Raw genomic sequence first — 23916 nt, 5'->3', positions numbered from 1 at the left:
TGACAGCCTCCGTCCCCAATTGTTCAATGCGGACGTCAGCATGCTGAAGCGCCCGGTCCGCGCCCTATCCTTGGGCTACAGCCAGTTTTTTCCGATTGGGGTAGCATGGCCGCCTTGGCGTATGCCGCAACTGGCATGGTCCCGTAATACGCGTCGATGCCATGTGCATCGAACGCTGGAATAGCAGTGCGGGCTGCGCCGTTAACCTCAATTAGCTTGCGTTGACCTGTCATGGCACTCAATCCTTCATTCGGCAACCGGGAGTCGTACACGCGTACTGCCGTCGCCCTGCATTGGCTAATCGCGCTGCTGATCGTGTGCGGCTTCGCGCTCGGCTGGGTGATGACCGATATTCCCGGCTTCACGCCCACCAAGCTGAAGTACTTCTCGTGGCACAAATGGATCGGCGTGACGGTGTTCGCGCTCGCCGTCCTGCGCATTCTGTGGCGCGCCACGCATGCGGCCCCCGTGATGCCGCGCCGCATGCCGGTCTGGCAGCGTGGCGCCGCGCATCTCACGCATCTGCTGCTGTACGTGCTGATGATCGCGATTCCCGCCTCCGGTTATCTGTACAGCTCGGCGGCCAACATCCCGGTGGTGTACCTCGGGCTGATTCCGCTGCCGCGCCTGATCGCGCCGGACCCGCATCTCAAGGAACTGCTGAAGAACGTGCACATCACGCTGAATTACACCTTGCTCGTGCTGGTCGCGTTGCACGTCGCGGCCGCGCTCAAGCATCAATGGCTGGACCGCGACGGCCTGCTCTCGCGCATGCTCCCTTTCCTCAAATAAGGACAACCATGAAGGTCTCGTTTTATCGCTACATGCTCGCCGCCTTCGCCGCGGCCTCGCTGACGGTGGCCGGCAGCGCGCTCGCGCAAGTCGACGTCGCGAAGAGTTCGGTGACGGCGACGTCGAAGCAGATGAACGTGCCGGTGGAAGGCAAGTTCGGCAAATTCACCGCGCAGCTCAAGTTCGATCCGGCAAAACCGGCCGAGGGCACCGCGCAACTCAGCATCGACGTGGCCAGCTACGATCTCGGCGACGAAAGCTACAACGACCAGGTGCGCGGCAAGGACTGGTTCGACGCCAAGACGTATCCCACCGCCACCTTCGTTTCGAGCGCGATCGCGCCGGCCGGCGGCAACCAGTTCAAGGTCACCGGCAAGCTGACCATCAAAGGCAAATCGCAGACGGTGGTGGTGCCGGTCACGGTGTCGCAGCAAGGCGCCGTGCAAACCTTCGACGGTTCACTGCCCATCAAGCGCTCGCAATTCGACATCGGCACGGGCGAATGGAAAGACACGTCGGTGGTGGCTGACGAGGTCGTCATCAAGTTTCATATCGTTGCAGCACACAAGTGACATTCGCCGTGCCGTTCGGGCGCGGCAGCCTTTTTCCAGGAACCCAGGAGCTTGAATTGAAAACATCCATGTTGATCGCCGTCGGCGCGCTTGCTTCTTCTTTCTCGTTCGGCGCGTTCGCGGCCGCCGATACCTATCAGCTCGACCCGACCCACACGTATCCGAGCTTCGAGGCGGATCACTTCGGCGGCCTCTCGGTGTGGCGCGGCAAATTCACCAAGAGCTCCGGCACGGTCACGCTCGACCGCGCGGCCAAAACCGGCACGGTCGACGTGACGGTCGATCCGGCGTCGATCGATACGGGCAACGGCAAGCTCGACGAGCACCTGAAGTCGAACGAGTTCTTCGACGTCGCCAAGTATCCGTCGGCGACCTATAAGGGCACAGATATCAGATTCGACGGCGACAAGCCAGTCGAAGTTGTCGGCAGCCTGACGATGCACGGCGTCACCAAGCCGCTGAATCTGAAGATCGACTCGTTCAAGTGCATGCAGCATCCGGTGCTCAAGCGCGAAGTGTGCGGCGTGGAAGCGAGCGCGCATTTCAGCCGCGCCGATTACGGCATGGATTTCGGCGCCAAGTACGGCTTCAGCATGGATACCAAGCTGCACATTCAATCCGAAGGCATCAAGCAATAAAGCGATTTGATGAGCCTTTGATTGCAGGCATCAATCGCGGCGCGCATTGCGACGCAACAAAAAAACCGCTTCGTTCGCTTTTGCGACGAAGCGGTTTTTTATTGACCGTTTGAACCACGAAAGCCTTGTGCAGCGGCATCGCGCAATTTCGCACTCGCGCCGCATTAATTTTTCGGGTACATAAGAGCGCAGGCACCGAATTGGTTGTGCGCGCATCCAGTCGGGCGTGTCAGGCGTAATGCCAACATGAATAATATTTCGCGCGACCTGGAGATCTGCATGAACGCAACGACGGCAGCAAGCCTGGCGGGGAGCCGGCAGAATTCGTGGCGCGCGGTGATCGCGGCCTCGATCGGCAACGCGCTGGAATGGTTCGATCTGGTGGTGTACGGTTTTTTCGCGGTGATCATCGCGAAGCTGTTTTTCCCGGCCGGTAACGACACGGTCTCGCTGCTCCTCACGCTCGGCACGTTCGGCGTGTCGTTCTTCATGCGCCCGCTCGGCGCGATCGTGATCGGCGCTTACGCCGACCGCGCCGGCCGCAAGGCGGCGCTCACGCTCTCGATCCTGCTGATGATGGGCGGCACATTGATCATCGCGATCCTGCCGACCTATCAAAGCATCGGCCTCGCGGCGCCGGTGATCCTCGTGCTGGCGCGTCTGATGCAGGGTTTCTCGGCGGGCGGCGAGTTCGGCAGCGCCACGGCGTTCCTCGCAGAACACGTGCCTGGGCGGCGCGGCTTTTTCGCGAGCTGGCAGGTGGCGAGCCAGGGGCTCACCACCCTGCTTGCCGCTGGTTTCGGCGTGCTGCTCACCGGCAAGCTCTCGCCGGAGCAGATGGCTTCCTGGGGTTGGCGCGTGCCGTTCTTCTTTGGTTTGCTGATCGGACCGGTCGCGTGGTACATCCGCACGAAGCTCGACGAAACGCCCGAGTTTCTCGCGGCCGAAACCACCGAAACGCCGCTGCGCGACACCTTCACCAGCCAGAAATTGCGCCTGCTGATTGCGATCGGCGTGGTGGTGCTCGGCACGGTATCGACGTATCTGGTGCTGTTCATGCCGACGTTCGGCGTGAAGCAGTTGGGACTGGCGCCCTCGGTCGCGTTTTCGGCGATCGCGTTGACCGGCCTGATCCAGATGGTGTTCTCGCCGTTGGTCGGTCATCTGTCGGACCGGCATGGGCGCACCACGATCATGCTGAGCTCGGCGCTGCTGCTGCTCGTCCTCATCTATCCGGCTTTCGTGTATCTGGTCGCGCATCCGACCTTCGGCACCTTGATCGCCATGCAGATCGTGTTCGGCTTTCTGATGACGGGCTATTTCGCGGCGCTGCCAGGTTTGCTTTCGGAGATGTTCCCGGTGCAAACGCGCACCACCGGCATGTCGCTGGCCTATAACATCGCCGTGACGATCTTCGGCGGCTTCGGGCCGTTCATCATCGCGTGGCTGATCAGCGTGACGGGCTCGAAGGCCGCGCCGAGTTACTACCTGATTTTCGCCGCGATCGTGAGCCTCGTCGCGCTGACGGCGGCGCGTCGCAAGCTCGGCTTTCGTTAAAGCGGGCGCTGCGTCGTCCCGCTGCGGTGTAGGACGGCGGTAAACGCAAAAGGCCGGTTCGTGTTGAACCGGCCTTTTGCATTGCGAGGTCTGACGCTACAACAGAATCAGACTTGCGCACCCGCGTTCGGGTCGTCCGCGTCGGGGCGATCCTTCCTGTCCTTGATCAGGTCTTCGCGCTTCACGCTGAACCACATGGCGAGCGCCGCGGCGACGAACACCGACGAGTAGATACCGAACAGAATACCGACCGTCAGCGCCAAGGCAAAGTAGTGCAGCGTCGGGCCGCCGAACAGGAACATCGACAGCACCATCATCTGCGTACAGCCGTGGGTGATGATGGTTCGCGACATGGTGCTGGTGATTGCGTGGTTGATCACCTCGATCACGGTCAGCTTGCGCTCGCGGCGGAAGGTCTCACGAATCCGGTCGAAGATAACCACCGACTCGTTCACCGAATAGCCGAGCACCGCAAGCACCGCGGCCAGCACCGACAGCGAGAACTCCCACTGGAAGAACGCGAAGAAGCCGAGAATGATGATCACGTCGTGCAAGTTCGCGATCACGCCGGCCACCGCGTACTTCCATTCGAAGCGGAACGACAGGTAGATCACGATGCCGACCACCACACAGGCGAGCGCGAGCAGGCCGTCGGTGGCGAGCTCCTTGCCGACCTGCGGTCCGACGAACTCGACGCGTTGCAGTTGCACCTGCGGCGTCTCGGCCTTCAGCGCGGTCATCACCTGATCGCTCTGTTGCGCGGAGGTATAGCCCTGCTTGAGCGGCAGACGGATCAGCACGTCGCGCGAGGTGCCGAAGTTCTGCACCTGTGCGTCGGCATAACCGAGCTTGCCCAGCGTAGCGCGCACCGGTTCGAGCGGTGCGGCGCCCGGATACTGCACTTCGACGACCGTACCGCCGGTGAACTCCACCGACAGGTGCAGCCCGCGATGCAGCAGGAAAAACACAGCAGCAAGGAACGTCAGCAGCGAGATCGCGTTGAAAATCAACGCACGCTGCATGAACGGAATGTCTTTGCGGAAACGGAAAAATTCCATGGTCTTGTTCTCCGGGACTCAGCGGGATGAACCCGGTTTCTGCGGCGTGTTCGACGTAGCGGACGAATCCGGCGCATTGCGGCGACGCACGGTCGGCTTGCCGGCGCGTGCCTGCGCGACCGCAGCTCTCGCTTTCGACGGCTTGGCAGCGACCGCGGCGACGGCTTGTGCCGTGTCGGTCGCGGCATCTTCGCTGCCGAGGTAAGCAGCCGCGCCCGCCGGCGCCGTCTCCGGACGCCACACCTGACCGATGGCCAGCGACTTCAGCTTCTTCTTGCCGCCGTACCAGAGGTTGACGATGCCGCGCGAGAAGAACACGGCCGAGAACATCGACGTCAGAATGCCGATACAGTGCACGATCGCAAAACCGCGCACCGGGCCGGAGCCGAACGCGAGCAGCGCGATACCGGCGATCAGCGTGGTGACGTTCGAGTCGAGAATCGTCGCCCAGGCATGCGCGTAGCCGTTCTGGATGGCCAGTTGCGGCGGCGCGCCGTTGCGCAGTTCTTCACGCACGCGTTCGTTGATCAGCACGTTGGCGTCGATCGCCATACCGAGCGCGAGCGCGATAGCGGCGATACCCGGCAGGGTGAGCGTGGCCTGCAGCATGGACAGCACGGCGATCAGCAGCAGCAGGTTGACCGACAGGCCGATCATGGAGATCACGCCGAACAGCATGTAGTACGCGATCATGAAGACGGCGATCGCCGCGAAGCCCCACACCACCGAGTGGAAGCCCTTCTTGATGTTGTCCGCGCCGAGGCTCGGGCCGATCGTGCGTTCTTCGATGATGTCCATCGGCGCGGCCAGCGAACCGGCGCGCAGCAGCAGCGCGAGGTCGGCGGCGCCTTGCGGCGTAGCCTGGCCGGTGATCTGGAAGCGGTCGCCCAGTTCCGACTGGATCGTTGCCACCGTCAGCACTTCGCCCTTGCCCTTTTCGAACAGCACCATGGCCATCGGCTTGCCGATGTTGTCGCGCGAGATGCTGGCCACCGCGCGGCCGCCGGCCGAATCCAGACGGATGTTGACGGAAGGACGCTGATGTTCGTCGAAGCCCGCCGACGCGTCGATGATCCGGTCGCCCGTGAAGATGATCTGCTTGCGCAGCAGCACCGGCGTCTGGTTGCCTTGCGTGAACAGTTCGTCGCCCGGCGGCACCGGATCGGACGGATTCGGGTGCGTGTTGACCGGATCGGCAAGGCGCGCTTCGAGCGTCGCCGTGCGGCCGATGATGTCCTTCGCCTTCGCCGTGTCCTGCACGCCCGGCAGTTCGACCACGATGCGGTCGGCGCCTTGCTGCTGGATCACCGGCTCCGCCACGCCGAGTTCGTTCACGCGGTTATGGAGCGTGGTGATGTTCTGCTTGAGCGCAGCGTCCTGCACGGCTTTCTGCACCGCCGGCGTAAACGTGCCGACCAGTTGCACGCCACCGTCGGGACCGGCTTGCGAGGCCCACTGGAGTTCGGCGATGCTGCGGCTCAACTGCTTCGACGCGTTGTCCGCCGTGGCCTGGTCGGCGAAATTGATCACCACCGACTGGTTGACGCGGTTCACGCCGCCGTCGCGAATGTTCTTGTCACGCAGCAGCGTGCGCGCGTCCGAAGCGTCCGAGTCGAGCTTCTTGTTCAGCGCGCCGGCCATGTCGACCTGCAGCAGGAAGTGGACGCCGCCGCGCAGATCGAGGCCGAGGTACATCGGCAGCGCGTGCAAGGCGGTCAGCCAGCGCGGCGACGCGCTTTGCAGATTCAGCGCGACGATGTACTGCGGATCGGTCGGGTCGCTGTTCAGCGACTTCTGCAGCAGGTCCTTCACGCGCAACTGCGTGTCGGTGTCCGGCAGACGCACGCGGATGTTCGCGTTGGTCGCCGAGTTGTCGAACGTGACGTCGTCCGGCTTGATCTGATTGGCGGCGAGCGCGGCTTCGACAGCCGACAGCGTGGTCGAGTCGAGCTTGACCGTTGCCTTGCCGCTCGACACCTGCACCGCCGGCGCTTCGCCGAACAGGTTGGGCAGCGTGTACACGAGGCCGATGACCAGAGCCACCAGCATCACGGCGTATTTCCAGAGGGGGTAACGATTCATGAGTGGTCCAACGGGAAGGTTGGCTTGGAAGCGATGCGTCCGGCGATGAGCGCGGGCGATTCAGCGTGGTTCCGCGAGAATCGCCGGCGAGGCCGCGCCGGACGCGAGAGAGCAGGCCTTACAGCGACTTGATCGTGCCCTTCGGGAGAATCGTCGTGACCGACGCTTTTTGCACGGTGATTTCCGTGCCTTCCGAGATTTCGACGCCGACGTAAGCTTCGCCCACCTTGGTCACCTTGCCGACGATGCCGCCATTCGTCACCACTTCATCGCCCTTGGCCATCGCGGCGAGCATGTTGCGATGTTCCTTCTGGCGCTTCATTTGCGGGCGAATCATGATGAAGTACAGCACGCCGAACATCAGGATCAGCGGCAGGAAGCTCATCAGGTTCGATTCAATGCCACCTGTTGCTGTGCCTTGGGCGAAGGCATTGGAAATGAACGACACGTTGGTCTCTCCGTTATAAGTCAAAACGATCAAAAAAATCAGCCGGTTATTCTACCACCGGCCCGACGCGCGTCGGCGCGGCGAATCGGCTTTGCGATCAACCGTTTAAAGCGTGCTTCGCCGTCTTTGCCGCCGTCCGCGAAAGACGATTGTAAGGTTTTCCTCTGTGCGGCGGACGGATTGTTCTGTGGAATCCGTGTGCCCCGCGCCGTCAGGGCGCCTCGGCGGTGCCGCGCGCGCGGTTCTCGTGAAAGCGTTTGCGGAAAGCCTCGAACATTTTCGCGTCGATCGCGTCGCGGATTTCCTGCATCAGTTCGAGGTAGTAATGCAGGTTGTGGATCGTGTTCAACTGCGCACCGAGGATTTCCCCTACTCGATGCAGATGGTGCAGGTAGCCGCGAGTGAAATTTCTGCAGGTGTAGCAGCCGCACTGCTCATCGAGCGGGCGCAGCGAATTCTTGTGTGCGGCGTTACGGATCTTGACGTCGCCGAAACGGGTGAACAGCCAGCCGTTGCGCGCATTGCGGGTCGGCATCACGCAATCGAACATGTCGACGCCGGCGGCCACGCCCGCCACCAGATCTTCCGGCGTGCCCACGCCCATCAGGTAGTGCGGCTTGTTGGCCGGCAACTTGGGGCCGATGTGGTTCAGCACCCGCATCATGTCTTCCTTCGGTTCGCCGACCGACAGGCCGCCGATCGCCAGACCGTGGAAATCCTTCTCCGCGAGGCCCGCCAGCGACTCGTCGCGCAGGTCCTCGAACATGCCGCCCTGCACGATGCCGAACAGCGCGTTCGGATTGCCCAGACGCCTGAATTCGTCGATCGAGCGCTGCGCCCAGCGCATCGACATGCGCATGGAATCGGCCGCTTCCTGGTGCGAGGTCGGTACGTTGTTGGTCGCGTACGGCGTGCATTCGTCGAACTGCATGACGATGTCGGAGTTCAGCACTTTCTGGATCTGCATCGACACTTCGGGCGACAGGAACAGCTTGTCGCCGTTGATCGGCGACGCGAACGTGACGCCGTCTTCGGTGATCTTGCGCAGATCGCCGAGCGAGAACACCTGGAAGCCGCCGGAGTCGGTGAGGATCGGCTTTTTCCAGCCCATGAAGCCGTGCAGGCCGCCGTGCGCCTCGATGGTTTCCAGACCCGGGCGTAGCCACAGGTGGAAAGTGTTGCCGAGGATGATCTGCGCGTGCATCTCCTCCAATTCGCGCGGCTGCACGGCCTTCACGGTGCCGTAGGTGCCGACCGGCATGAAGATCGGCGTTTCCACCACGCCGTGATTCAGCGTGACGCGGCCGCGGCGGGCCAGGCCGTCGACGCCGAGCAGTTCGAAATTGAGGCCGTTGTCGGGGCGAACGTGATCGCCCAGGTAAGCGCCGTGGTCGGCGCGCGGGCTAACGGATTGACCGTCGGTCATGAATTGACTCCTGTGCTACCGGAAACAGCTTTGCATGGGACCGGAGTAAGCGCTGAAGCGCCAACTCCGGATCGACAAGTCCGGCGCAATAAGTTGAAACGCCGCCAGCGAGGTTCGCGGCGGCTTGAGGAACGGCAAAGCTGTAACGGTTCTGAGCCGGCGTCAAGCGTCGCGCCGCGTGAGCAGCATCGCGTCGCCGTAACTGAAGAAGCGGTAACGCTGTTCAATTGCGTGGCGATACGTCTCGCGAATCGTCTCGACGCCCGCGAAGGCCGACACCAGCATCAGCAGCGTGGACTTCGGCAAATGGAAATTGGTGACCAGCCGGTCGACCACGCGGAATTTATAGCCCGGCGTTATGAAGATATCCGTTTCCGTGCTGGCTGCGGCCAACGGGCGCCCCGCGGCTTCGGCGTCGCGCGCGGCGGCTTCGAGCGCGCGCATCGAGGTCGTGCCCACCGCGATCACGCGGTTGCCGCGCGCGCGCGTCGCCGCGATCTTGTCGGCGAGCGCTTGCGGCAGGTGATACCACTCGCTGTGCATCTTGTGCTCGGCGAGATTTTCGACACGCACCGGCTGGAACGTGCCCGCGCCGACGTGCAGCGTCAGCGTCGCGCGTTCCACGCCTTTTTCGTCGAGGCGGGCCAGCAGCGCATCGTCGAAATGCAGGCCGGCCGTGGGCGCGGCGACCGCGCCGGGATTCTGCGCGAACACCGTCTGATAGCGGGTTTCATCCGTCGAATCGGGATCGTGCTCGATGTACGGCGGCAGCGGCAGACGGCCGAACTGCTCGATCAACGTCAGGCAGTCGTCGGGGAAATGCAGCGTGTAGAACGGCTCGACGCGCTCGCCGACCGTGACGTCGAAGGCATCCGCCAGCCGGATCGTCGTGCCCGGCTGCGGACTCTTGCTTGCGCGGATCTGCGCGAGCGCCGTGCGCTCGCCGGTGAGGCGCTCTACCAGCACTTCGATCTTGCCGCCACTGGCCTTCTGGCCGAGGAAGCGCGCCTTCAGGACTTTGGTATCGTTGAAGACCAGCAGGTCGCCGGGCGCGATGCATTCGGGCAACTCGGCAAAGCGGCGGTCGATCAGGCGCGCGGGGCCGGCGGCGCCTGCCGGGTTGTCCACCTCGAGCAGACGGCTGGCGCTGCGCTCGGGCAGCGCGACTTGCGCGATCAGTTCGGGAGGCAGATCGAAATCGAAATCGGAAAGCGTCAACATGCGAACGACTGGAAGCGAAATGAAACTGAATTGAGCCGAAGCCGGAGCCGGGCGGCTATGATTGCGGGACGCCAGAGCGGCCCGCGAGAGCGCGCGCCGTATGGCGGCGAACCCTTTGACAGCCGATATTGTACTTGCGAAGCAGCCCATGCCTTTGTCCGACCGCCGATTGCCCTCCGTTACCGATGAAGTGAGCGCCGAACCCAGGCGCCGCGTCTCGCGCGGCAAGGCGGCGGCGCAGGTGAGCGACGCGGGTTTGGATGTCGGCGCGGAGGTTGGGTTCGGCGCTGGAAAAGCCGCGCGACGAGGCGGCGAATCCGATGGCAAGCCTGTCGAAGAAGCTGGCAGTGAGTCCGCCAAAAACGCCGCTGACACATCCGGCGGTGAGCGCGTCGATGACCTTGCGGATCGATCTGGTGACACACACGCCGTCGAGCCTGACGCCATATTCGGCGACAGACCCGCCGGCAAGCCCGGACCCAAGGTCGCCGCGAAATCCGCAGCCAAGTCCGGCGCAAAATCCGCCGCCAAACCTGCGGAAAAGACCGCCGACAAGCTCGCCAAACTCGGCCTCACACGCGACATCGACCTTGTGCTGCATCTGCCCATGCGCTATGAGGACGAAACCTCGCTGACGCCGATCGGGCATCTGCTGCCGGGCGGCATTTCGCAAACCGAAGGCGTGGTGTTCGACAACGAGATCGCCTATCGTCCGCGCCGTCAGTTGCTGGTGAAACTGCGCGACGACGCCGGCGACGAACTCGTGCTGCGCTTTCTGAATTTCTACGGCTCGCAGGTCAAGCAGATGGCGATCGGCGCGCGGCTGCGCGTGCGCGGCGACGTGCGCGGCGGTTTCTTCGGTATGGAGATGGTGCACCCGGCCGTGCGCGTGGTCGACGAAGACACGCCGCTGCCGCAGGCGCTCACGCCGGTGTACCCGAGCACCGCGGGCGTGACGCAGGCGTATCTGCGCAAATCGATCGACAACGCGCTGTCGCGCACATCGCTGCCGGAGCTACTGCCCGAAGCGGTCGCGCGGACGTTCATGGCGCCGCTCGGCGTGCCGTCGCTGATGGACGCCGTGCGCACGCTGCATCATCCGGGCGTGCAGTCGGACGAGACCGCGTTGATCGACGGCACGCATCCGGCCTGGGTGCGTATCAAGTTCGAGGAACTGCTCGCGCAGCAGATGTCGCTCAAGCGCGCGCACGACGAACGCCGCACGCGCGCCGCGCCGGCCATGCCGCGTCGCAAGCTGGGCGACGAAGCCGCGCTGGTGGCGCGCTTGCTGAAGGCGCTGCCTTTTTCGCTGACGGCGGCGCAGGAGCGCGTCGGCGGTGAGATCGCGCTCGATCTGACCCAGCCTCATCCGATGCAGCGGCTCCTGCAGGGCGACGTCGGCAGCGGCAAGACGATCGTCGCCGCGCTGGCTGCGGCGCAGGCCATCGACGCCGGCTATCAGGCCGCGCTCATGGCGCCGACCGAGATTCTCGCCGAACAGCACGCGCGCAAATTGCGCGGCTGGCTGGAGCCGCTCGGCGTGAGCGTCGCGTGGCTCGCCGGCAGTCTGAAAACCAGGGAGAAGCGCGCCGCGATCGAAGCCGCCGCGCTCGGCACCGCGCAACTCGTGATCGGCACGCACGCGATCATCCAGGACGCGGTCGAGTTCGCACGCCTCGGGCTCGTGATCGTGGACGAACAGCACCGTTTCGGCGTGGCGCAACGGCTCGCGCTGCGCGCCAAGGCGCAGAACGCCGCCGATGGCGCACGCGATTTCCAGCCGCATCAATTGATGATGTCGGCGACGCCGATTCCGCGCACGCTCGCGATGACGTATTACGCCGACCTCGACGTTTCGACCATCGACGAATTGCCGCCCGGGCGCACGCCGATCCTGACCAAGCTGGTGTCCGACGCACGGCGCGAGGAGGTGATCGGACGCGTGCGCGAGGCCGCGTTGACGGGGCGCCAGGTGTACTGGGTGTGTCCGTTGATCGAGGAAAGCGAGACCTTGCAGTTGCAGACCGCGGTCGAGACGTATGAGACGCTGGTGGCCGCTTTGCCCGAGTTGAAAGTCGGCCTTGTGCATGGACGTCTGGCGCCGGCCGAAAAGGCGGCGGTGATGGATGCGTTTACTCGCAACGAGGTGCAGTTGCTGGTGGCGACGACGGTGATCGAAGTGGGTGTCGATGTGCCGAATGCGTCGTTGATGGTGATTGAGCATGCGGAGCGGTTTGGGCTGGCGCAGCTGCATCAGTTGCGGGGACGGGTGGGACGTGGGAGTGCGGCTTCGGTTTGCGTGCTGCTCTATACCGGGCCTTTGTCGATGACTGCGCGGGCGCGGCTTCAGACTATGCGCGAGACGACCGATGGGTTTGAGATCGCCAGACGGGATCTCGAGATTCGCGGGCCTGGGGAGTTTTTGGGGGCGCGGCAATCGGGGGCGGCGATGTTGAGGTTTGCTGATCTTCAGAATGATCAGTGGTTGATTGAGCCTGCGCGGGAGGCTGCGGCGGTTTTGCTTGAGAAGTATCCGGAAGTTGTGATGCAGCATCTGGCGCGCTGGCTTGGCGCGCGGGAGCAGTTTTTGAAGGCTTGAAGGTGTGGAGTTTTTTGCTTGCGCGGCGCTTTGGTTCGGGGTTTTTTGGTGTTGGCCTTTCCTTGAATTGTTAGTGGTCTATTGGCGTTGCCCCTGTGCGGGGCGGCACCTACTTTCTTTGCCGCGGCAAAGAAAGTAGGCAAAGAAAGCCGCTTTGCACCGCCAGCCTGGAAGCGGGGCCCCTGGCTTGGAGGAGGCAGTGGTGCATCTGGAATCCGGCATCTCGCCCATCCCCCGGGAGCGACAAGGCAGTCATACCTCCCGCCTCGCACTCCGTGCTCGCCGGGGCGGTCTGCCTGAAAAACCGTAGCTCCGGTTAGCGCGGCGGGGGCCGTCGGCTTCGCCTCGGCGACATGCCGGGAGAATAGTGGGAACGCGCAGCTCGACACCCCCCGATGCCGCGTGGAGACCGAGTGCAGGCGAACGCCTGCCCCCCACGGGTTGATGAAGTACCGCCGCGGCGCGCGCCGCGTCGCCGGAAGCATGACTGCTTTGTCACTGACGCGGAATGGGCGAGAACACGGATTCCAGATGCACCACTCCCCCCTCCAAACCAGAGGACCCCCTTAAGGGCTGGCGGTGCACAGCGGCTTTCTTTGCCTACTTTCTTTGCCGCGGCAAAGAAAGTAGGTGCCGCCCCGCACAGGGGCAACGCCAATAGACCACTAACAATTCAAGGAAAGGCCAACACAACAGAAAGCCCAAACCCAAAACCCCGTGCAAAAGCACACCATCTCGACCGCGTACAATACGCCCTTACCCATCCGCCTCCCGGCAACCTCAATGTCCTTCGATTTCTTCCTCCCTTGCCCGCGCGGCCTCGAAGCCTCGCTTGCGGCTGAACTCGCCGAAATCGCCGCCAACCACCTGAACGGCGCGCCATTCACAGCCGGCGCACAAGTGCCGGGCGGCGTGCATTTCCGCGGAGGCTGGGCCGCCGGCATGGCCGCCAACCTGTACTCGCGTCTCGCGAGCCGCGTGCTGCTGAAAATCGCGCATCGCCCGTATCGCAGCGAGCAGGACATCTACGCACTCGCTGTCGAACAGCGCTGGGAACAATGGTTCTCGGCGAATGAAACGCTGCGCGTCGACGTCACGGCGATCAAGTCGCCGCTGCGCAGCCTGGAATTCACGACGCTGCGCGTCAAGGACGCCATCTGCGATCGTCTGCGCGAAGTCAGCGGCGCGCGTCCGAACATCGACACGGCCACGCCCGACGTGCGCGTCTTCGCCTTTCTCACCGCCACCGACTGCACGCTGTATCTCGACACCTCGGGCGATCCGCTCTTCAAGCGCGGCTGGCGCCTCGACAAGGGCGCGGCGCCGCTGCGCGAGAATCTGGCCGCGGGCATTCTGCGTCTGACCGGCTGGACCGCCGGCATGCCCCTGTACGACCCGATGTGCGGCAGCGGCACCTTCCTCGCGGAAGCCGCTCAGGTAGCGCTGAACATCGCGCCGGGCGCGGAACGCCGCTTCGGCTTCGAGAGGCTCAAGCAATACGAAGCCAAAACCTGGCAAACCCTCAAGGCCGCCGCGCTCGACGCGAAGCACGCCGCGCGTAGTTCGCGCGCCGATCTGCAAATCTTCGGCAGCGATATTTCCGGCGACATGCTCGACAAAGCGCGTGCCAACTTCCAACGCGCGGGCTTGCCGTCGATCCCGCTTAAACAGGTCGACGCGCGCGGCATGACGCCACCGACATCCGCGGCGGGCATCCTCGTCGCCAACCCGCCATATGGCGAACGGATCGAAGTGCGCGGGCGCAATGCTCGCGGCGAGCTTCGCGAAGGCCGCGGTAATCGCGAGAGCCGCGACAACCGCGAAGACGAGGGCTTTCGTCGCGTCCAGGAAGAAGCGCCGGACAGCGAATTTTTCCAGTCGCTTGGCGATGCGCTTAAGCAGCGCTTCACCGGCTGGCACGCGTTCATCCTGACATCGGATCGCAAGCTGCCGGGCCAGTTGCGCCTGCGTGAATCCACCAAGACGCCGCTCTTCAACGGCGCGCTCGAATGCCGTCTGTTCCGTTTCGATCTGATCGCGGGCAGCGTGCGGCAGCGGCCGCAAAGCGATACGCCGGCGGCCTGAGGCACGCAGCGTCCGACAGGCAATACGGCGACAAAAACCGCGGACCGGCTCCGCGGTTTTTTTTCGCCTATGGCCTGCGGGCGGTCTTTTCTTTCACCACTGCTTTCATCGCTCCTGCCACCTCCTACTGACACCACGCTGTCAGTAGCACCCCCGCACACTCCTTCTCACGCCATCCGGCGCTTTGCACGGCTTACCGCCATCCACAGGAGAGTGACATGTCCGCATCATCCAAAGTTGTTGCATGGTTCGAGATTCCATCCGTCGATTTCGATCGCGCCGTCCGCTTCTATGAAGCGGCGCTCGACGTCAAACTGAACGTCCAGGAAATCGGCGGCCAGCCGATCGCCGTGTTCGGCTACGAGGAACCGGCGACCGGTGGCGCAATCGTCCACAACCCGTCGATGACGCCCACCGGCGACGGCGTGCTCATCTATCTGAACGCGCAGCCGACCGTCGACGCCGTCCTCGCGCGCATCGAGCAAGCCGGCGGCAAGACCGACGGACCGGTGATCAAACTGCCGCAGGACATCGGCTATATCGCGTTCTTCACCGACACGGAAGGCAACCGCCTCGGCCTGCATTCGCGGACCAACGGCTAGACGCAACACAACACAACGTCGTGCGCCGCAGTGGCCGAGCGCTGCACGCGAACGCCGACCGGAGCGCGGCATGCGGCGCTATCATCGCGGAACTGTCCCCGTCCTCTTCTACAAGACGCCCACGATGACGCGCCGCGCCGACCGCCTGTTCCAGATCGCCGAACTGCTGCGCGGACGGCGCCTGACCACCGCGCAACAACTCGCCGACTGGCTGCATATCTCGTTGCGCACCGTGTATCGCGACGTGCGCGATCTGCAACTGTCAGGGGTGCCGATCGAAGGCGAAGCCGGCATCGGCTATCGGCTCAGCCGCACGGCGAGTTTGCCGCCGCTCACCTTCACCGCCGATGAACTGGCCGCGCTCGCCGCGGGCGCGCGCATGCTCGAATCGTGGGGCGGCGCCGGTTTTGCGGGCGGTGCGCGCGGCGCGCTCGCCAAGATCGCCTCGGCCATGCCCGCCGACAAGCGCGCGACCTTGGAAAGGCTGGCGGTCTTCGCGCCTTCATTTCACATTAAAGGGGATTTTTCAGCGCAGCTCGACGCGCTGCATCGCGCGATCGACACGCGGCAGGTGGTGCGCTTTGCCTACGTCGATGTGAACGGCGCGGCGAGCGAGCGCCGCGTCTGGCCGCTCGCGCTCGCATATTGGGGCGCGCGCTGGACGCTTGGAGCGTGGTGTGAATTGCGCGGCGATTTCCGCAATTTCGGGCTGGAGAAGATTCAGAATCTTCAGGTGCTCGAACAATATCCGGATCAGGAAGGCAGGCGGCTTGCGGACCTGTTGCGGCACGTGAATGCGAAGCCGCAATAGGGCCGCTGTATCGAACCGGTGGAGACAAAACCGCCTTTGAGCATGAGCATTCAAGCAGACAAGCCTGCGGTTCGCGGCCGCTTGCAAAGCGGGCCGCGAACTTCGAGCATGCGGTTATTCCACCGCTTTCACCATATCTTCGATCACCTTCTTCGCGTCGCCGAACACCATCATGGTCTTGTCCATGTAGAACAGGTCGTTGTCGAGACCGGCGTAGCCTGCCGCCATTGAACGTTTGTTCACGATGACCGTGCGCGCCTTGTACGCCTCGATGATCGGCATGCCCGCGATCGGCGACTTCGGATCAGTCTTCGCGGCCGGATTCACCACATCGTTCGCACCGAGCACCAGCACCACGTCGACCTGACCGAACTCGCCGTTGATATCGTCCATTTCGTGGACCATGTCGTACGGCACTTCGGCTTCGGCGAGCAGCACGTTCATGTGGCCCGGCATCCGGCCGGCCACCGGGTGAATCGCATACTTCACCTCGATGCCCTTCTCGACCAGCTTGTCGGTCAGCTCCTTCAACGCATGCTGCGCGCGCGCGACGGCCAGACCATAACCCGGCACGATCACCACGGTTTCAGCATTGCCGAGCATGAACGATGCATCATCCGCCGAACCGGATTTCACCGGACGCTGCTCCGCTGACCCGCCCGCTGCAGCCGCACCCGGCTCATTGCCAAAGCCACCGAGAATCACGTTGAAGAACGAGCGGTTCATCGCGCGGCACATGATGTACGACAGAATCGCACCGGACGAGCCCACCAGCGAACCCGCGATGATCAGCATCGGATTGTTCAGCGAGAAGCCGATGCCCGCCGCCGCCCAGCCCGAGTACGAGTTCAGCATCGACACCACCACCGGCATGTCGGCGCCGCCGATCGGAATGATGATCAGCACGCCGAGCACGAACGCGATCAGCGTCATGATGATGAACGGCAGCCACGATTGCGTGAGGAAGAAGATCACGCCAAAGCCGAGCATCGCGATCGCGAGCAGCAGGTTGATCAGATGCTGGCCCGCGTACACGACCGGCGCGCCCTGAAACAACCGGAACTTGTACTTGCCAGACAGTTTGCCGAACGCGATCACCGAACCCGAGAACGTGATCGCGCCGACGAACGTGCCGATGAACAGCTCGACGCGATTGCCGTACGGCAGGAAGCCCGGCGCGGTGTTCTCCGGATCGACGAGACCGAACGCAGCCGGCTCAGACACCACCGCGTACGCAATACACACAGCGGCAAGACCGATCAGCGAGTGCATGGCCGCGACCAGCTCCGGCATCTTGGTCATCTCGACGCGCGCGGCGACGAACGCGCCGACCGCACCGCCGACCACCAGCGCGACCAGCAGCAGGCCAAGCCCAAGGCCGAGATTCGACCCGAGCCCGTTAGCCTGCTTGACGATCAGCGCGATGGTCGTGAGGATCGCGATCGCCATCCCCGCCATGCCGAAGGTATTGCCGATGCGCGCCGTCTTCGGATTCGACAGCCCTTTGAGCGCCTGAATGAAGCAGACCGACGCGACCAGATAAAGCAGCGTGACGACGTTCAGACTCATCACGCGTTCTCCTTGGCAGCGGCGGGGAGCTTCTTCGGCTCTTTCTTCCTGAACATCTCCAGCATTCGTCGCGTGACGAGAAAGCCGCCGAACACGTTGACCGCCGCGAGCGCAACGGCGAGCGTGCCGAAGAACTTGCCGGGCGTGCCCAACGTGAGACCCGCGGCGAGCATCGCGCCGACGATCACGATCGCCGAAATCGCGTTGGTCACGGCCATCAGCGGCGTGTGCAGCGCGGGCGTGACGTTCCAGACCACGTGGTAGCCGACGTAGATCGCCAGCACGAAGATGATCAGGTTGATGACGGTGTGGTTGATGACTTCCATGTCCGCACTCTCCTCTTAAGCCTTGCGCGTGACTTCGCCGTCACGGGCCAGCAGCGTGGCCGCGACGATATCGTCCGCGAGATCGATGTTCAGGGCGCCTTCCTTCGTGATGATCAGCTTGAGGAAGTCGAGCAGGTTGCGTGCGTAGAGCGACGACGCGTCAGCGGGCACCATCGAGGCCAGATTCGTATAACCGACGATCGTCACGCCGTGCTTGATGACGACCTTGTCCGTCTCAGTGAGCGGACAGTTGCCGCCACGCTGGCCTTCATACTCGGCGCCGCGGCCCGCGGCGAGGTCGACCAGCACGGAGCCGGGTTTCATCGCCTGCACGGTGTCGACCGAGATCAGCGTCGGCGCGGCGCGGCCTGGAATCAGTGCGGTGGAAATCACCACATCGGCCTGTTTGGCACGTTCGTGGACCAGCGCCGATTGACGCGTGAGCCAGGAAGGCGGCATTGGCCGCGCATAGCCGCCGACGCCTTGCGCGGCTTCGCGTTCTTCGTCGGTTTCGTAGGGCACGTCGAGAAACTTGGCGCCGAGCGATTCGATCTGCTCTTTCACCGCCGGCCGCACATCCGAGGCTTCGATCACCGCGCCCAGGCGCTTGGCGGTCGCAATCGCCTGCAAACCGGCCACGCCTGCGCCGAGAATCAGCACGCGCGCGGCTTTCACAGTACCGGCAGCGGTCATCAGCATCGGCATGAAGCGCGGATAAAGCGTGGCGGCCAATAGAACCGCCTTGTAGCCCGCGATATTCGCCTGCGAGCTCAAAACATCGAGGCTCTGCGCGCGCGTGGTTCTTGGCGCGGCCTCCAGAGCGAACGCCGTCACGCCCGCCGCAGCCAGCTTTGATGAGTTTTCGGTATTAAACGGATCGAGCATGCCGACAAGCGTCGCGCCGCGTTTGAGCAACGGCAGCTCGGCATCGGTCGGCGACTGGACCTTCAGGACGAGATCGGCGCCGAATGCGCTCGCGGCGTCGACGATCTCCGCGCCGGCGGCCGTAAAGGCATCGTCTGGAAAGCTGGCGCCGGTTCCGGCGCCGCTCTGGATCGTGACCCGGTGGCCCTGGGTCACGTACTTCTTGACCGTTTCGGGCGTCGCGGCGACGCGGGTTTCGTGCGCGCGCGTCTCGGCTGGCACTCCGATGTGCATCTTGTTCCTCCTCGACTTCCTGTTTGACGACAGATCGGCCGACGAGGCACGCCGGCTTGCAGGTGCAACGGCTAACGCCTCACTTTAACCGAAAGATGGGGGTGCGCAGAAATCGGGGACAATCCGGGGGTGCCCGGCGGGCGGGGCCGACCCGAGCGCGCGCCGCCCGCTTCCCGGCAGGCGAGGCCCATAACCGGTAAAATGCGCAGCCATGAAACCGGAAACCTGGCTGCCGCACGTCACGGTCGCGGCCATCGTTGAGCGTGACGGGCGCTTTCTCGTGGTCGAGGAACATACCGCCGACGGTCTGCGCCTGAACCAGCCCGCTGGCCATCTGGAGGCGGGCGAAACGCTGGTGGAAGCGGTGATCCGCGAAACGCTCGAGGAAACCGCCCATCCATTCGCACCCGAGGCGCTGGTGGGCATGTACATGACCCATTTCGAGCGGCCCGGCAGTGAGGGCGTCACCTACCTGCGCTTCACCTATTGCGGCGCGGGCGGCGAAGCCGATCCACGGCGCCCCCTCGACCCCGACATCGTCCGGACGTTGTGGATGAGCGCCGACGAATTGCGCGCCTGTCCCGAACGGCACCGCACGCCGCTCGTCATGCAATGTCTCGACGACTACCTCGCGGGCCGGCGTTTCCCGCTCGACTTCGTGCACACGCATTCGGTCGGGCAAAAAAGATAGCCGCAACGAGCGGCCAACCCACGATCCATGAAGTCATGCAGCACCCAGTGAGCATCTTATGAGCAAGCAGAAAGTCGTAGTAGGCATGTCGGGCGGCGTCGATTCGTCCGTTACCGCATGGCTGCTGAAGGAACAGGGCTACGACGTGGTCGGCCTGTTCATGAAAAACTGGGAAGACGACGACGACAGCGAATACTGCTCGACGCGGCAGGACTGGATCGACGTGGTCTCGGTGGCGGATCTGATCGGCATCGACGTCGAAGCGGTCAACTTCGCCGCGGAATACAAGGACCGGGTGTTCGCCGAATTCCTGCGCGAATACTCGGCCGGCCGCACGCCGAATCCGGACGTGCTGTGCAATGCCGAAATCAAGTTCAAGGCGTTCCTCGACCACGCCATGTCGCTCGGCGCGGAAACCATCGCGACCGGCCATTACGCGCGCGTGCGCCAGAACGAGCGCAACGGCCGCTTCGAGCTGCTGAAGGCGTTCGACCATACGAAAGACCAGTCGTACTTTCTGCATCGGCTGAATCAGGCGCAATTGTCGAAAACACTGTTTCCGCTCGGCGAGATTCCGAAAACGAAAGTGCGCGAAATCGCCGAGCAGATCGCGCTGCCCAATGCGAAGAAGAAAGACTCGACCGGCATCTGCTTTATCGGCGAACGGCCGTTCCGCGACTTCCTGAACCGCTATCTGCCGACGAAACCCGGCCCGATGAAAACCACCGACGGCAAAGTGGTCGGCGAACATATCGGCCTCGCGTTCTACACGTTCGGCCAACGCAAGGGCATCGGCCTCGGCGGCAGCAAGGACGGCAGCGGCGAGCCGTGGTTCGTCGCCGGCAAGGACATTGCGTCGAACACGCTGTACGTCGCGCAGGGTCACGATCATGCGTGGCTGCTCAGCCATACGCTGTCCGCCGGCAATACGAGCTGGGTGGCGGGCGAGCCGCCGGCGGACGGCTTCGCGTGCGGCGCCAAGACCCGTTACCGGCAAGCGGATGCACCATGCACGTTTAGCAGCGCGGGCAGCGGCGAAGGCCTCTTCGAACTGAATTTCGACGCCGCGCAATGGGCTGTCACACCGGGGCAATCTGCGGTGCTCTACGATGGCGACGTGTGCCTCGGCGGCGGCATCATCGAACATGCGGTCACCGGGCAGCCGGTCGCGCGCGAGCCGCAAAAAGCGGCGCTGCTGAACGCCCGTTGAGCCACATGAGCCACGCGTCTGATCGTGCGGCGACACGACTGGCGCCGCACACGCAATAGCTGCACATTTCGACCCGCGCGGCGCGCGGCACCCGCGCGCTCGCTCTTCAAGCCACAACTAGCTTCACCATAAAAGCAGTCGTTCGTTTTCCTTCGCGGCGGATTCCGTCTGTGCCGGCAGCGCCGGCGATCCCGCCGTGACGATCCTCACTGCACTGGAGTCCCCATGTTTTCTCGACGTTATCTGGCCATGTGGTGCGCAGCCGCGCTGTTCGCCGTCTGCGCGGCGTTGGCCGACACGCATCACATCTCGTGGTTCTGGATCATCGTGCCGCTCGCGCTGGTCGCGCTCGGCCTGTTCGACCTGACGCAGCAGCGCCACGCGATCCTGCGCAACTATCCGCTGTGGGGCCACTTCCGTTTCCTGTTCGAATTCATCCGCCCGGAAATCCGCCAGTATTTCGTCGAAGGCGATACGGACGAAAAACCGTTCTCGCGCGCCCAGCGCAGCATCGTCTATCAGCGCGCCAAGAACGATGTCGACAGCCGCCCGTACGGTACCGAACTCGACGTCAAAGCCACTGCGCACGAATGGATCAGCCACTCGCTCGCGCCGACCACGCTCGACAATCACGACTTCCGCATCGTCGTCGGACCGGATCGCGCGCAGCCTTATTCCATGTCGATCTTCAACGTCTCGGCGATGAGCTTCGGTTCGCTGTCGGCGAACGCGATCATGGCGCTGAATCTCGGTGCAAAGAAAGGCAACTTCGCGCACGACACCGGCGAAGGCTCGATGTCGAAATATCACCGCGAGCATGGCGGTGACATCATCTGGGAAATCGCTTCGGGCTACTTCGGTTGCCGCAACGACGACGGCACCTTCAACGCGGAGAAGTTCGCGAAGCAGGCCGCCGAGCCGCAAGTGAAGATGATCGAGGTGAAGCTCTCGCAAGGCGCGAAGCCGGGTCACGGCGGCGTGCTGCCGGCCGCGAAGATCACGCCGGAAATCGCGGAGACGCGCGGCGTGCCGATGGGCCGCGACTGCATCTCGCCGGCCACGCACTCCGAGTTTTCCACGCCGCGCGGTCTGCTTGAATTCGTCGACCGTCTGCGCACGCTGTCGGGCGGCAAGCCGACCGGCTTCAAGCTGTGTATCGGACATCCGTGGGAATTCTTCGGCATTGCGAAAGCGATGCTGGAAACCTGCATCCTGCCGGACTTCATCGTCGTGGACGGCGCGGAAGGCGGCACGGGCGCGGCGCCGCTCGAATTCACCGACCACGTCGGCGTGCCGTTGCAAGAGGGCCTGCTGCTGGTGCACAACACGCTGGTCGGCATCGGCCTGCGGCAACGTATTCGTATCGGCGCGAGCGGCAAGATGATCACCGCGTTCGACATCACCAAGACGCTCGCGATCGGCGCGGATTGGGTCAACGCTGCGCGCGGCTTCATGTTCGCGGTGGGCTGCATCCAGGCGCAGACTTGCCACACGGGACGCTGCCCGACCGGCGTCGCGACGCAGGACCCTGTGCGCCAGCGCGCGCTTGTCGTGCCGGACAAGGCCGACCGCGTGTTCAACTTCCATCACAACACGCTGCATGCGCTGAAGGAAATCATTCAGGCCGCGGGGCTGAAGCATCCGGCGGAACTGCGCGCGCATCACATCGTGCGGCGCGTGTCGTCGCATGAGGTGCAGTTGATGTCGGAACTGCTGAAGTATCTCGAACCGAACGATCTGCTCAACGGTAATTATCGCTACTCGTTGTTCGAGAAGTACTGGCCGGTCGCGCAAAGCGATTCGTTCTCGCCAAAAGTGGAGCTGGCGGCAACCTGAGCCGCCTCGCCGACACGGCCTGCAAGACGCACGACAAAGACGAAGGGCCGCCACGCGCGGCCCTTCGTCGTCTAAAGCACACTCGAACTCCCGTCCGACCCCGCAAAACGGACACCCCCCTCCCTTTCCGTTAAAATCTACGGTTTAGCACTTCGCTCCACGGCCACCCGGCGCGCTTCGGCGCTCACGGCGCGGCCTCATGCCCGAAAGGCACTTCATGCTCACGTTTCAGCAAATCATCCTGACAATGCAGTCCTATTGGGACAAGCAGGGTTGCGCGTTGCTCCAGCCGATCGACATGGAAGTCGGCGCGGGCACGTCCCACGTCCATACCTTCCTGCGCGCGGTCGGCCCCGAGCCGTGGCGCGCGGCGTACGTGCAACCGTCGCGCCGTCCGAAAGACGGCCGCTATGGCGAGAATCCGAACCGTCTGCAGCATTACTACCAGTACCAGGTGGTGCTCAAGCCGGCGCCGGAAAATATCCTCGACCTATACCTCGGTTCGCTCGAAGCGCTCGGCTTCGACCTGAAGCAGAACGACGTGCGCTTCGTCGAAGACGACTGGGAAAACCCCACGCTCGGCGCTTGGGGTCTGGGCTGGGAAGTGTGGCTGAACGGCATGGAAGTGACCCAGTTCACGTACTTCCAGCAGGTCGGCGGTCTTGATTGCAAGCCCGTGCTCGGCGAAATCACCTACGGGCTTGAACGGCTCGCCATGTATCTGCAGAAGGTCGAGAACGTCTACGATCTCGTCTGGACCGAGTGGGAAGAACAAGGCCCGAACGGCCCGGAACTGCGTCGCCTGACTTATGGCGACGTGTACCACCAGAACGAAGTCGAACAGTCCACCTACAACTTCGAATACGCGAACGTCGAACTGCTGTTCTCGATCTTCAACAGCTACGAAGCCGAGGCCAAGCGCATGATCGAAGCGCAGATCGCGCTGCCCGCCTATGAACTCGTACTGAAGGCCGGCCACACGTTCAACCTGCTCGACGCGCGCGGCGCGATTTCGGTCACGGAACGCGCGGCGTATATCGGCCGCATTCGCGCGCTGTCGAAGCTGGTCGCGCAGGCCTACTACGATTCGCGCGAAAAGCTCGGCTTCCCGATGCTCGGCAATCCGGTGCACGGCGTGCCCGGCCTCACGACCGACGAACAGGACGCCGCGATGCCCGCGTGGGCACCGCCGCTCAAAGTCGAACGCAAGATCGACCCGGACTGACGAGAACATC

20 protein-coding genes are annotated in these 23916 nt (G+C 63.6%); 12 read left to right on the top strand and 8 right to left on the bottom strand.

Annotation, left to right across the window (positions count from 1 at the left end):
* The first annotated feature begins 231 nt into the window (after nucleotides 1-231).
* The 4 genes from BPHYT_RS03445 to BPHYT_RS03430 all read left to right on the top strand — a co-directional run bounded on the left by BPHYT_RS03445 (nucleotide 232) and on the right by BPHYT_RS03430 (nucleotide 3559).
* Nucleotides 232-792: a cytochrome b gene (locus BPHYT_RS03445; protein WP_012431766.1), complete on the top strand. Its 561-nt coding sequence runs from the start codon at nucleotides 232-234 to the stop codon at nucleotides 790-792.
* Between the two features lie 8 nt (nucleotides 793-800).
* On the top strand, nucleotides 801-1364 hold the full coding sequence (locus BPHYT_RS03440; RefSeq protein ID WP_012431765.1) for a YceI family protein: 564 nt from the start codon (nucleotides 801-803) through the stop codon (nucleotides 1362-1364).
* Nucleotides 1365-1432: 68 nt separating this feature from the next.
* Entirely contained in the window at nucleotides 1433-2002 is a 570-nt protein-coding gene (locus BPHYT_RS03435; protein WP_041758243.1) for a YceI family protein, read from the top strand.
* Between the two features lie 279 nt (nucleotides 2003-2281).
* Nucleotides 2282-3559 carry an MFS transporter gene (locus BPHYT_RS03430; RefSeq protein ID WP_012431763.1) on the top strand — a complete coding sequence of 426 codons (1278 nt, stop codon included), beginning with the start codon at nucleotides 2282-2284 and terminating at the stop codon, nucleotides 3557-3559.
* Nucleotides 3560-3666: 107 nt separating this feature from the next.
* Here the strand turns inward: BPHYT_RS03430 and secF are convergent, their stop codons facing one another.
* The 5 genes from secF to queA form a co-directional block, all read right to left on the bottom strand.
* Nucleotides 3667-4617, bottom strand: coding sequence for a protein translocase subunit SecF (secF, locus tag BPHYT_RS03425; RefSeq protein ID WP_012431762.1), 951 nt, complete (start codon nucleotides 4615-4617; stop codon nucleotides 3667-3669).
* Nucleotides 4618-4635: 18 nt separating this feature from the next.
* Nucleotides 4636-6699 (bottom strand): protein translocase subunit SecD, encoded by a 2064-nt coding sequence (secD, locus tag BPHYT_RS03420; protein WP_012431761.1) that lies wholly within the window; start codon nucleotides 6697-6699, stop codon nucleotides 4636-4638.
* Nucleotides 6700-6817: 118 nt separating this feature from the next.
* Complete coding sequence (gene yajC / locus BPHYT_RS03415) at nucleotides 6818-7147, bottom strand: preprotein translocase subunit YajC (protein WP_007179286.1); 330 nt, start codon at nucleotides 7145-7147, stop codon at nucleotides 6818-6820.
* 211 nt (nucleotides 7148-7358) lie between these two features.
* On the bottom strand, nucleotides 7359-8573 hold the full coding sequence (gene tgt / locus BPHYT_RS03410) for a tRNA guanosine(34) transglycosylase Tgt (RefSeq protein ID WP_012431760.1): 1215 nt from the start codon (nucleotides 8571-8573) through the stop codon (nucleotides 7359-7361).
* A 162-nt stretch (nucleotides 8574-8735) separates the two neighbouring features.
* On the bottom strand, nucleotides 8736-9794 hold the full coding sequence (gene queA / locus BPHYT_RS03405; protein ID WP_012431759.1) for a tRNA preQ1(34) S-adenosylmethionine ribosyltransferase-isomerase QueA: 1059 nt from the start codon (nucleotides 9792-9794) through the stop codon (nucleotides 8736-8738).
* A 148-nt stretch (nucleotides 9795-9942) separates the two neighbouring features.
* Here queA and recG point away from each other — a divergent pair, with 148 nt between their 5' ends.
* From recG to BPHYT_RS03385, 4 genes are all read left to right on the top strand, one after another.
* Nucleotides 9943-12393 (top strand): ATP-dependent DNA helicase RecG, encoded by a 2451-nt coding sequence (gene recG, locus BPHYT_RS03400; RefSeq protein WP_041758740.1) that lies wholly within the window; start codon nucleotides 9943-9945, stop codon nucleotides 12391-12393.
* 783 nt (nucleotides 12394-13176) lie between these two features.
* Nucleotides 13177-14478, top strand: a complete 1302-nt coding sequence (locus BPHYT_RS03395) for a THUMP domain-containing class I SAM-dependent RNA methyltransferase (RefSeq protein WP_012431757.1) — start codon at nucleotides 13177-13179, stop codon at nucleotides 14476-14478.
* 218 nt (nucleotides 14479-14696) lie between these two features.
* Nucleotides 14697-15080 (top strand): VOC family protein, encoded by a 384-nt coding sequence (locus tag BPHYT_RS03390; RefSeq protein ID WP_012431756.1) that lies wholly within the window; start codon nucleotides 14697-14699, stop codon nucleotides 15078-15080.
* A 70-nt stretch (nucleotides 15081-15150) separates the two neighbouring features.
* Nucleotides 15151-15891, top strand: a complete 741-nt coding sequence (locus tag BPHYT_RS03385; RefSeq protein WP_012431755.1) for a helix-turn-helix transcriptional regulator — start codon at nucleotides 15151-15153, stop codon at nucleotides 15889-15891.
* A 114-nt stretch (nucleotides 15892-16005) separates the two neighbouring features.
* Here the strand turns inward: BPHYT_RS03385 and BPHYT_RS03380 are convergent, their stop codons facing one another.
* Genes BPHYT_RS03380 through BPHYT_RS03370 form a run of 3 tightly spaced genes read right to left on the bottom strand, consistent with a single transcriptional unit; the run spans nucleotide 16006 to nucleotide 18944 of the window.
* Nucleotides 16006-17460: an NAD(P)(+) transhydrogenase (Re/Si-specific) subunit beta gene (locus BPHYT_RS03380; RefSeq protein ID WP_012431754.1), complete on the bottom strand. Its 1455-nt coding sequence runs from the start codon at nucleotides 17458-17460 to the stop codon at nucleotides 16006-16008.
* Nucleotides 17460-17786 carry an NAD(P) transhydrogenase subunit alpha gene (locus BPHYT_RS03375; RefSeq protein WP_012431753.1) on the bottom strand — a complete coding sequence of 109 codons (327 nt, stop codon included), beginning with the start codon at nucleotides 17784-17786 and terminating at the stop codon, nucleotides 17460-17462. Before BPHYT_RS03375 ends, BPHYT_RS03380 begins: the two co-directional genes overlap by 1 nt.
* 15 nt (nucleotides 17787-17801) lie before the next feature.
* A complete protein-coding gene (locus BPHYT_RS03370) occupies nucleotides 17802-18944 on the bottom strand; it encodes a Re/Si-specific NAD(P)(+) transhydrogenase subunit alpha (RefSeq protein ID WP_012431752.1) in 1143 nt (380 codons plus the stop codon).
* A 211-nt stretch (nucleotides 18945-19155) separates the two neighbouring features.
* On the opposite strand from BPHYT_RS03370, the gene BPHYT_RS03365 reads away from it, so the two are divergent.
* The 4 genes from BPHYT_RS03365 to glyQ all read left to right on the top strand — a co-directional run bounded on the left by BPHYT_RS03365 (nucleotide 19156) and on the right by glyQ (nucleotide 23906).
* Nucleotides 19156-19635 carry an NUDIX hydrolase gene (locus BPHYT_RS03365; RefSeq protein WP_012431751.1) on the top strand — a complete coding sequence of 160 codons (480 nt, stop codon included), beginning with the start codon at nucleotides 19156-19158 and terminating at the stop codon, nucleotides 19633-19635.
* Between the two features lie 58 nt (nucleotides 19636-19693).
* Nucleotides 19694-20845: a tRNA 2-thiouridine(34) synthase MnmA gene (gene mnmA / locus BPHYT_RS03360; RefSeq protein WP_012431750.1), complete on the top strand. Its 1152-nt coding sequence runs from the start codon at nucleotides 19694-19696 to the stop codon at nucleotides 20843-20845.
* Between the two features lie 225 nt (nucleotides 20846-21070).
* A complete protein-coding gene (locus BPHYT_RS03355) occupies nucleotides 21071-22681 on the top strand; it encodes an FMN-binding glutamate synthase family protein (RefSeq protein WP_012431749.1) in 1611 nt (536 codons plus the stop codon).
* A 217-nt stretch (nucleotides 22682-22898) separates the two neighbouring features.
* Nucleotides 22899-23906, top strand: a complete 1008-nt coding sequence (glyQ, locus tag BPHYT_RS03350; protein WP_012431748.1) for a glycine--tRNA ligase subunit alpha — start codon at nucleotides 22899-22901, stop codon at nucleotides 23904-23906.
* The last annotated feature ends 10 nt before the right edge of the window (nucleotides 23907-23916 follow it).

The organism is Paraburkholderia phytofirmans PsJN (assembly GCF_000020125.1).
Taxonomy (GTDB): domain Bacteria; phylum Pseudomonadota; class Gammaproteobacteria; order Burkholderiales; family Burkholderiaceae; genus Paraburkholderia; species Paraburkholderia phytofirmans.
The sequence above is the reverse complement of the archived record's forward strand: the minus strand, read 5'-3'. Positions and strand labels throughout refer to the sequence as shown.

Coding starts and splice junctions, on each gene's coding strand:
- BPHYT_RS03445 (WP_012431766.1), top strand. CDS start 232: ATGGCACTCAATCCTTCATTCGGCAACCGGGAGTCGTACACGCGTACT.
- BPHYT_RS03440 (WP_012431765.1), top strand. CDS start 801: ATGAAGGTCTCGTTTTATCGCTACATGCTCGCCGCCTTCGCCGCGGCC.
- BPHYT_RS03435 (WP_041758243.1), top strand. CDS start 1,433: ATGTTGATCGCCGTCGGCGCGCTTGCTTCTTCTTTCTCGTTCGGCGCG.
- BPHYT_RS03430 (WP_012431763.1), top strand. CDS start 2,282: ATGAACGCAACGACGGCAGCAAGCCTGGCGGGGAGCCGGCAGAATTCG.
- secF (WP_012431762.1), bottom strand. CDS start 4,617: ATGGAATTTTTCCGTTTCCGCAAAGACATTCCGTTCATGCAGCGTGCG.
- secD (WP_012431761.1), bottom strand. CDS start 6,699: ATGAATCGTTACCCCCTCTGGAAATACGCCGTGATGCTGGTGGCTCTG.
- tgt (WP_012431760.1), bottom strand. CDS start 8,573: ATGACCGACGGTCAATCCGTTAGCCCGCGCGCCGACCACGGCGCTTAC.
- queA (WP_012431759.1), bottom strand. CDS start 9,794: ATGTTGACGCTTTCCGATTTCGATTTCGATCTGCCTCCCGAACTGATC.
- recG (WP_041758740.1), top strand. CDS start 9,943: ATGCCTTTGTCCGACCGCCGATTGCCCTCCGTTACCGATGAAGTGAGC.
- BPHYT_RS03395 (WP_012431757.1), top strand. CDS start 13,177: ATGTCCTTCGATTTCTTCCTCCCTTGCCCGCGCGGCCTCGAAGCCTCG.
- BPHYT_RS03390 (WP_012431756.1), top strand. CDS start 14,697: ATGTCCGCATCATCCAAAGTTGTTGCATGGTTCGAGATTCCATCCGTC.
- BPHYT_RS03385 (WP_012431755.1), top strand. CDS start 15,151: ATGCGGCGCTATCATCGCGGAACTGTCCCCGTCCTCTTCTACAAGACG.
- BPHYT_RS03380 (WP_012431754.1), bottom strand. CDS start 17,460: ATGAGTCTGAACGTCGTCACGCTGCTTTATCTGGTCGCGTCGGTCTGC.
- BPHYT_RS03375 (WP_012431753.1), bottom strand. CDS start 17,786: ATGGAAGTCATCAACCACACCGTCATCAACCTGATCATCTTCGTGCTG.
- BPHYT_RS03370 (WP_012431752.1), bottom strand. CDS start 18,944: ATGCACATCGGAGTGCCAGCCGAGACGCGCGCGCACGAAACCCGCGTC.
- BPHYT_RS03365 (WP_012431751.1), top strand. CDS start 19,156: ATGAAACCGGAAACCTGGCTGCCGCACGTCACGGTCGCGGCCATCGTT.
- mnmA (WP_012431750.1), top strand. CDS start 19,694: ATGAGCAAGCAGAAAGTCGTAGTAGGCATGTCGGGCGGCGTCGATTCG.
- BPHYT_RS03355 (WP_012431749.1), top strand. CDS start 21,071: ATGTTTTCTCGACGTTATCTGGCCATGTGGTGCGCAGCCGCGCTGTTC.
- glyQ (WP_012431748.1), top strand. CDS start 22,899: ATGCTCACGTTTCAGCAAATCATCCTGACAATGCAGTCCTATTGGGAC.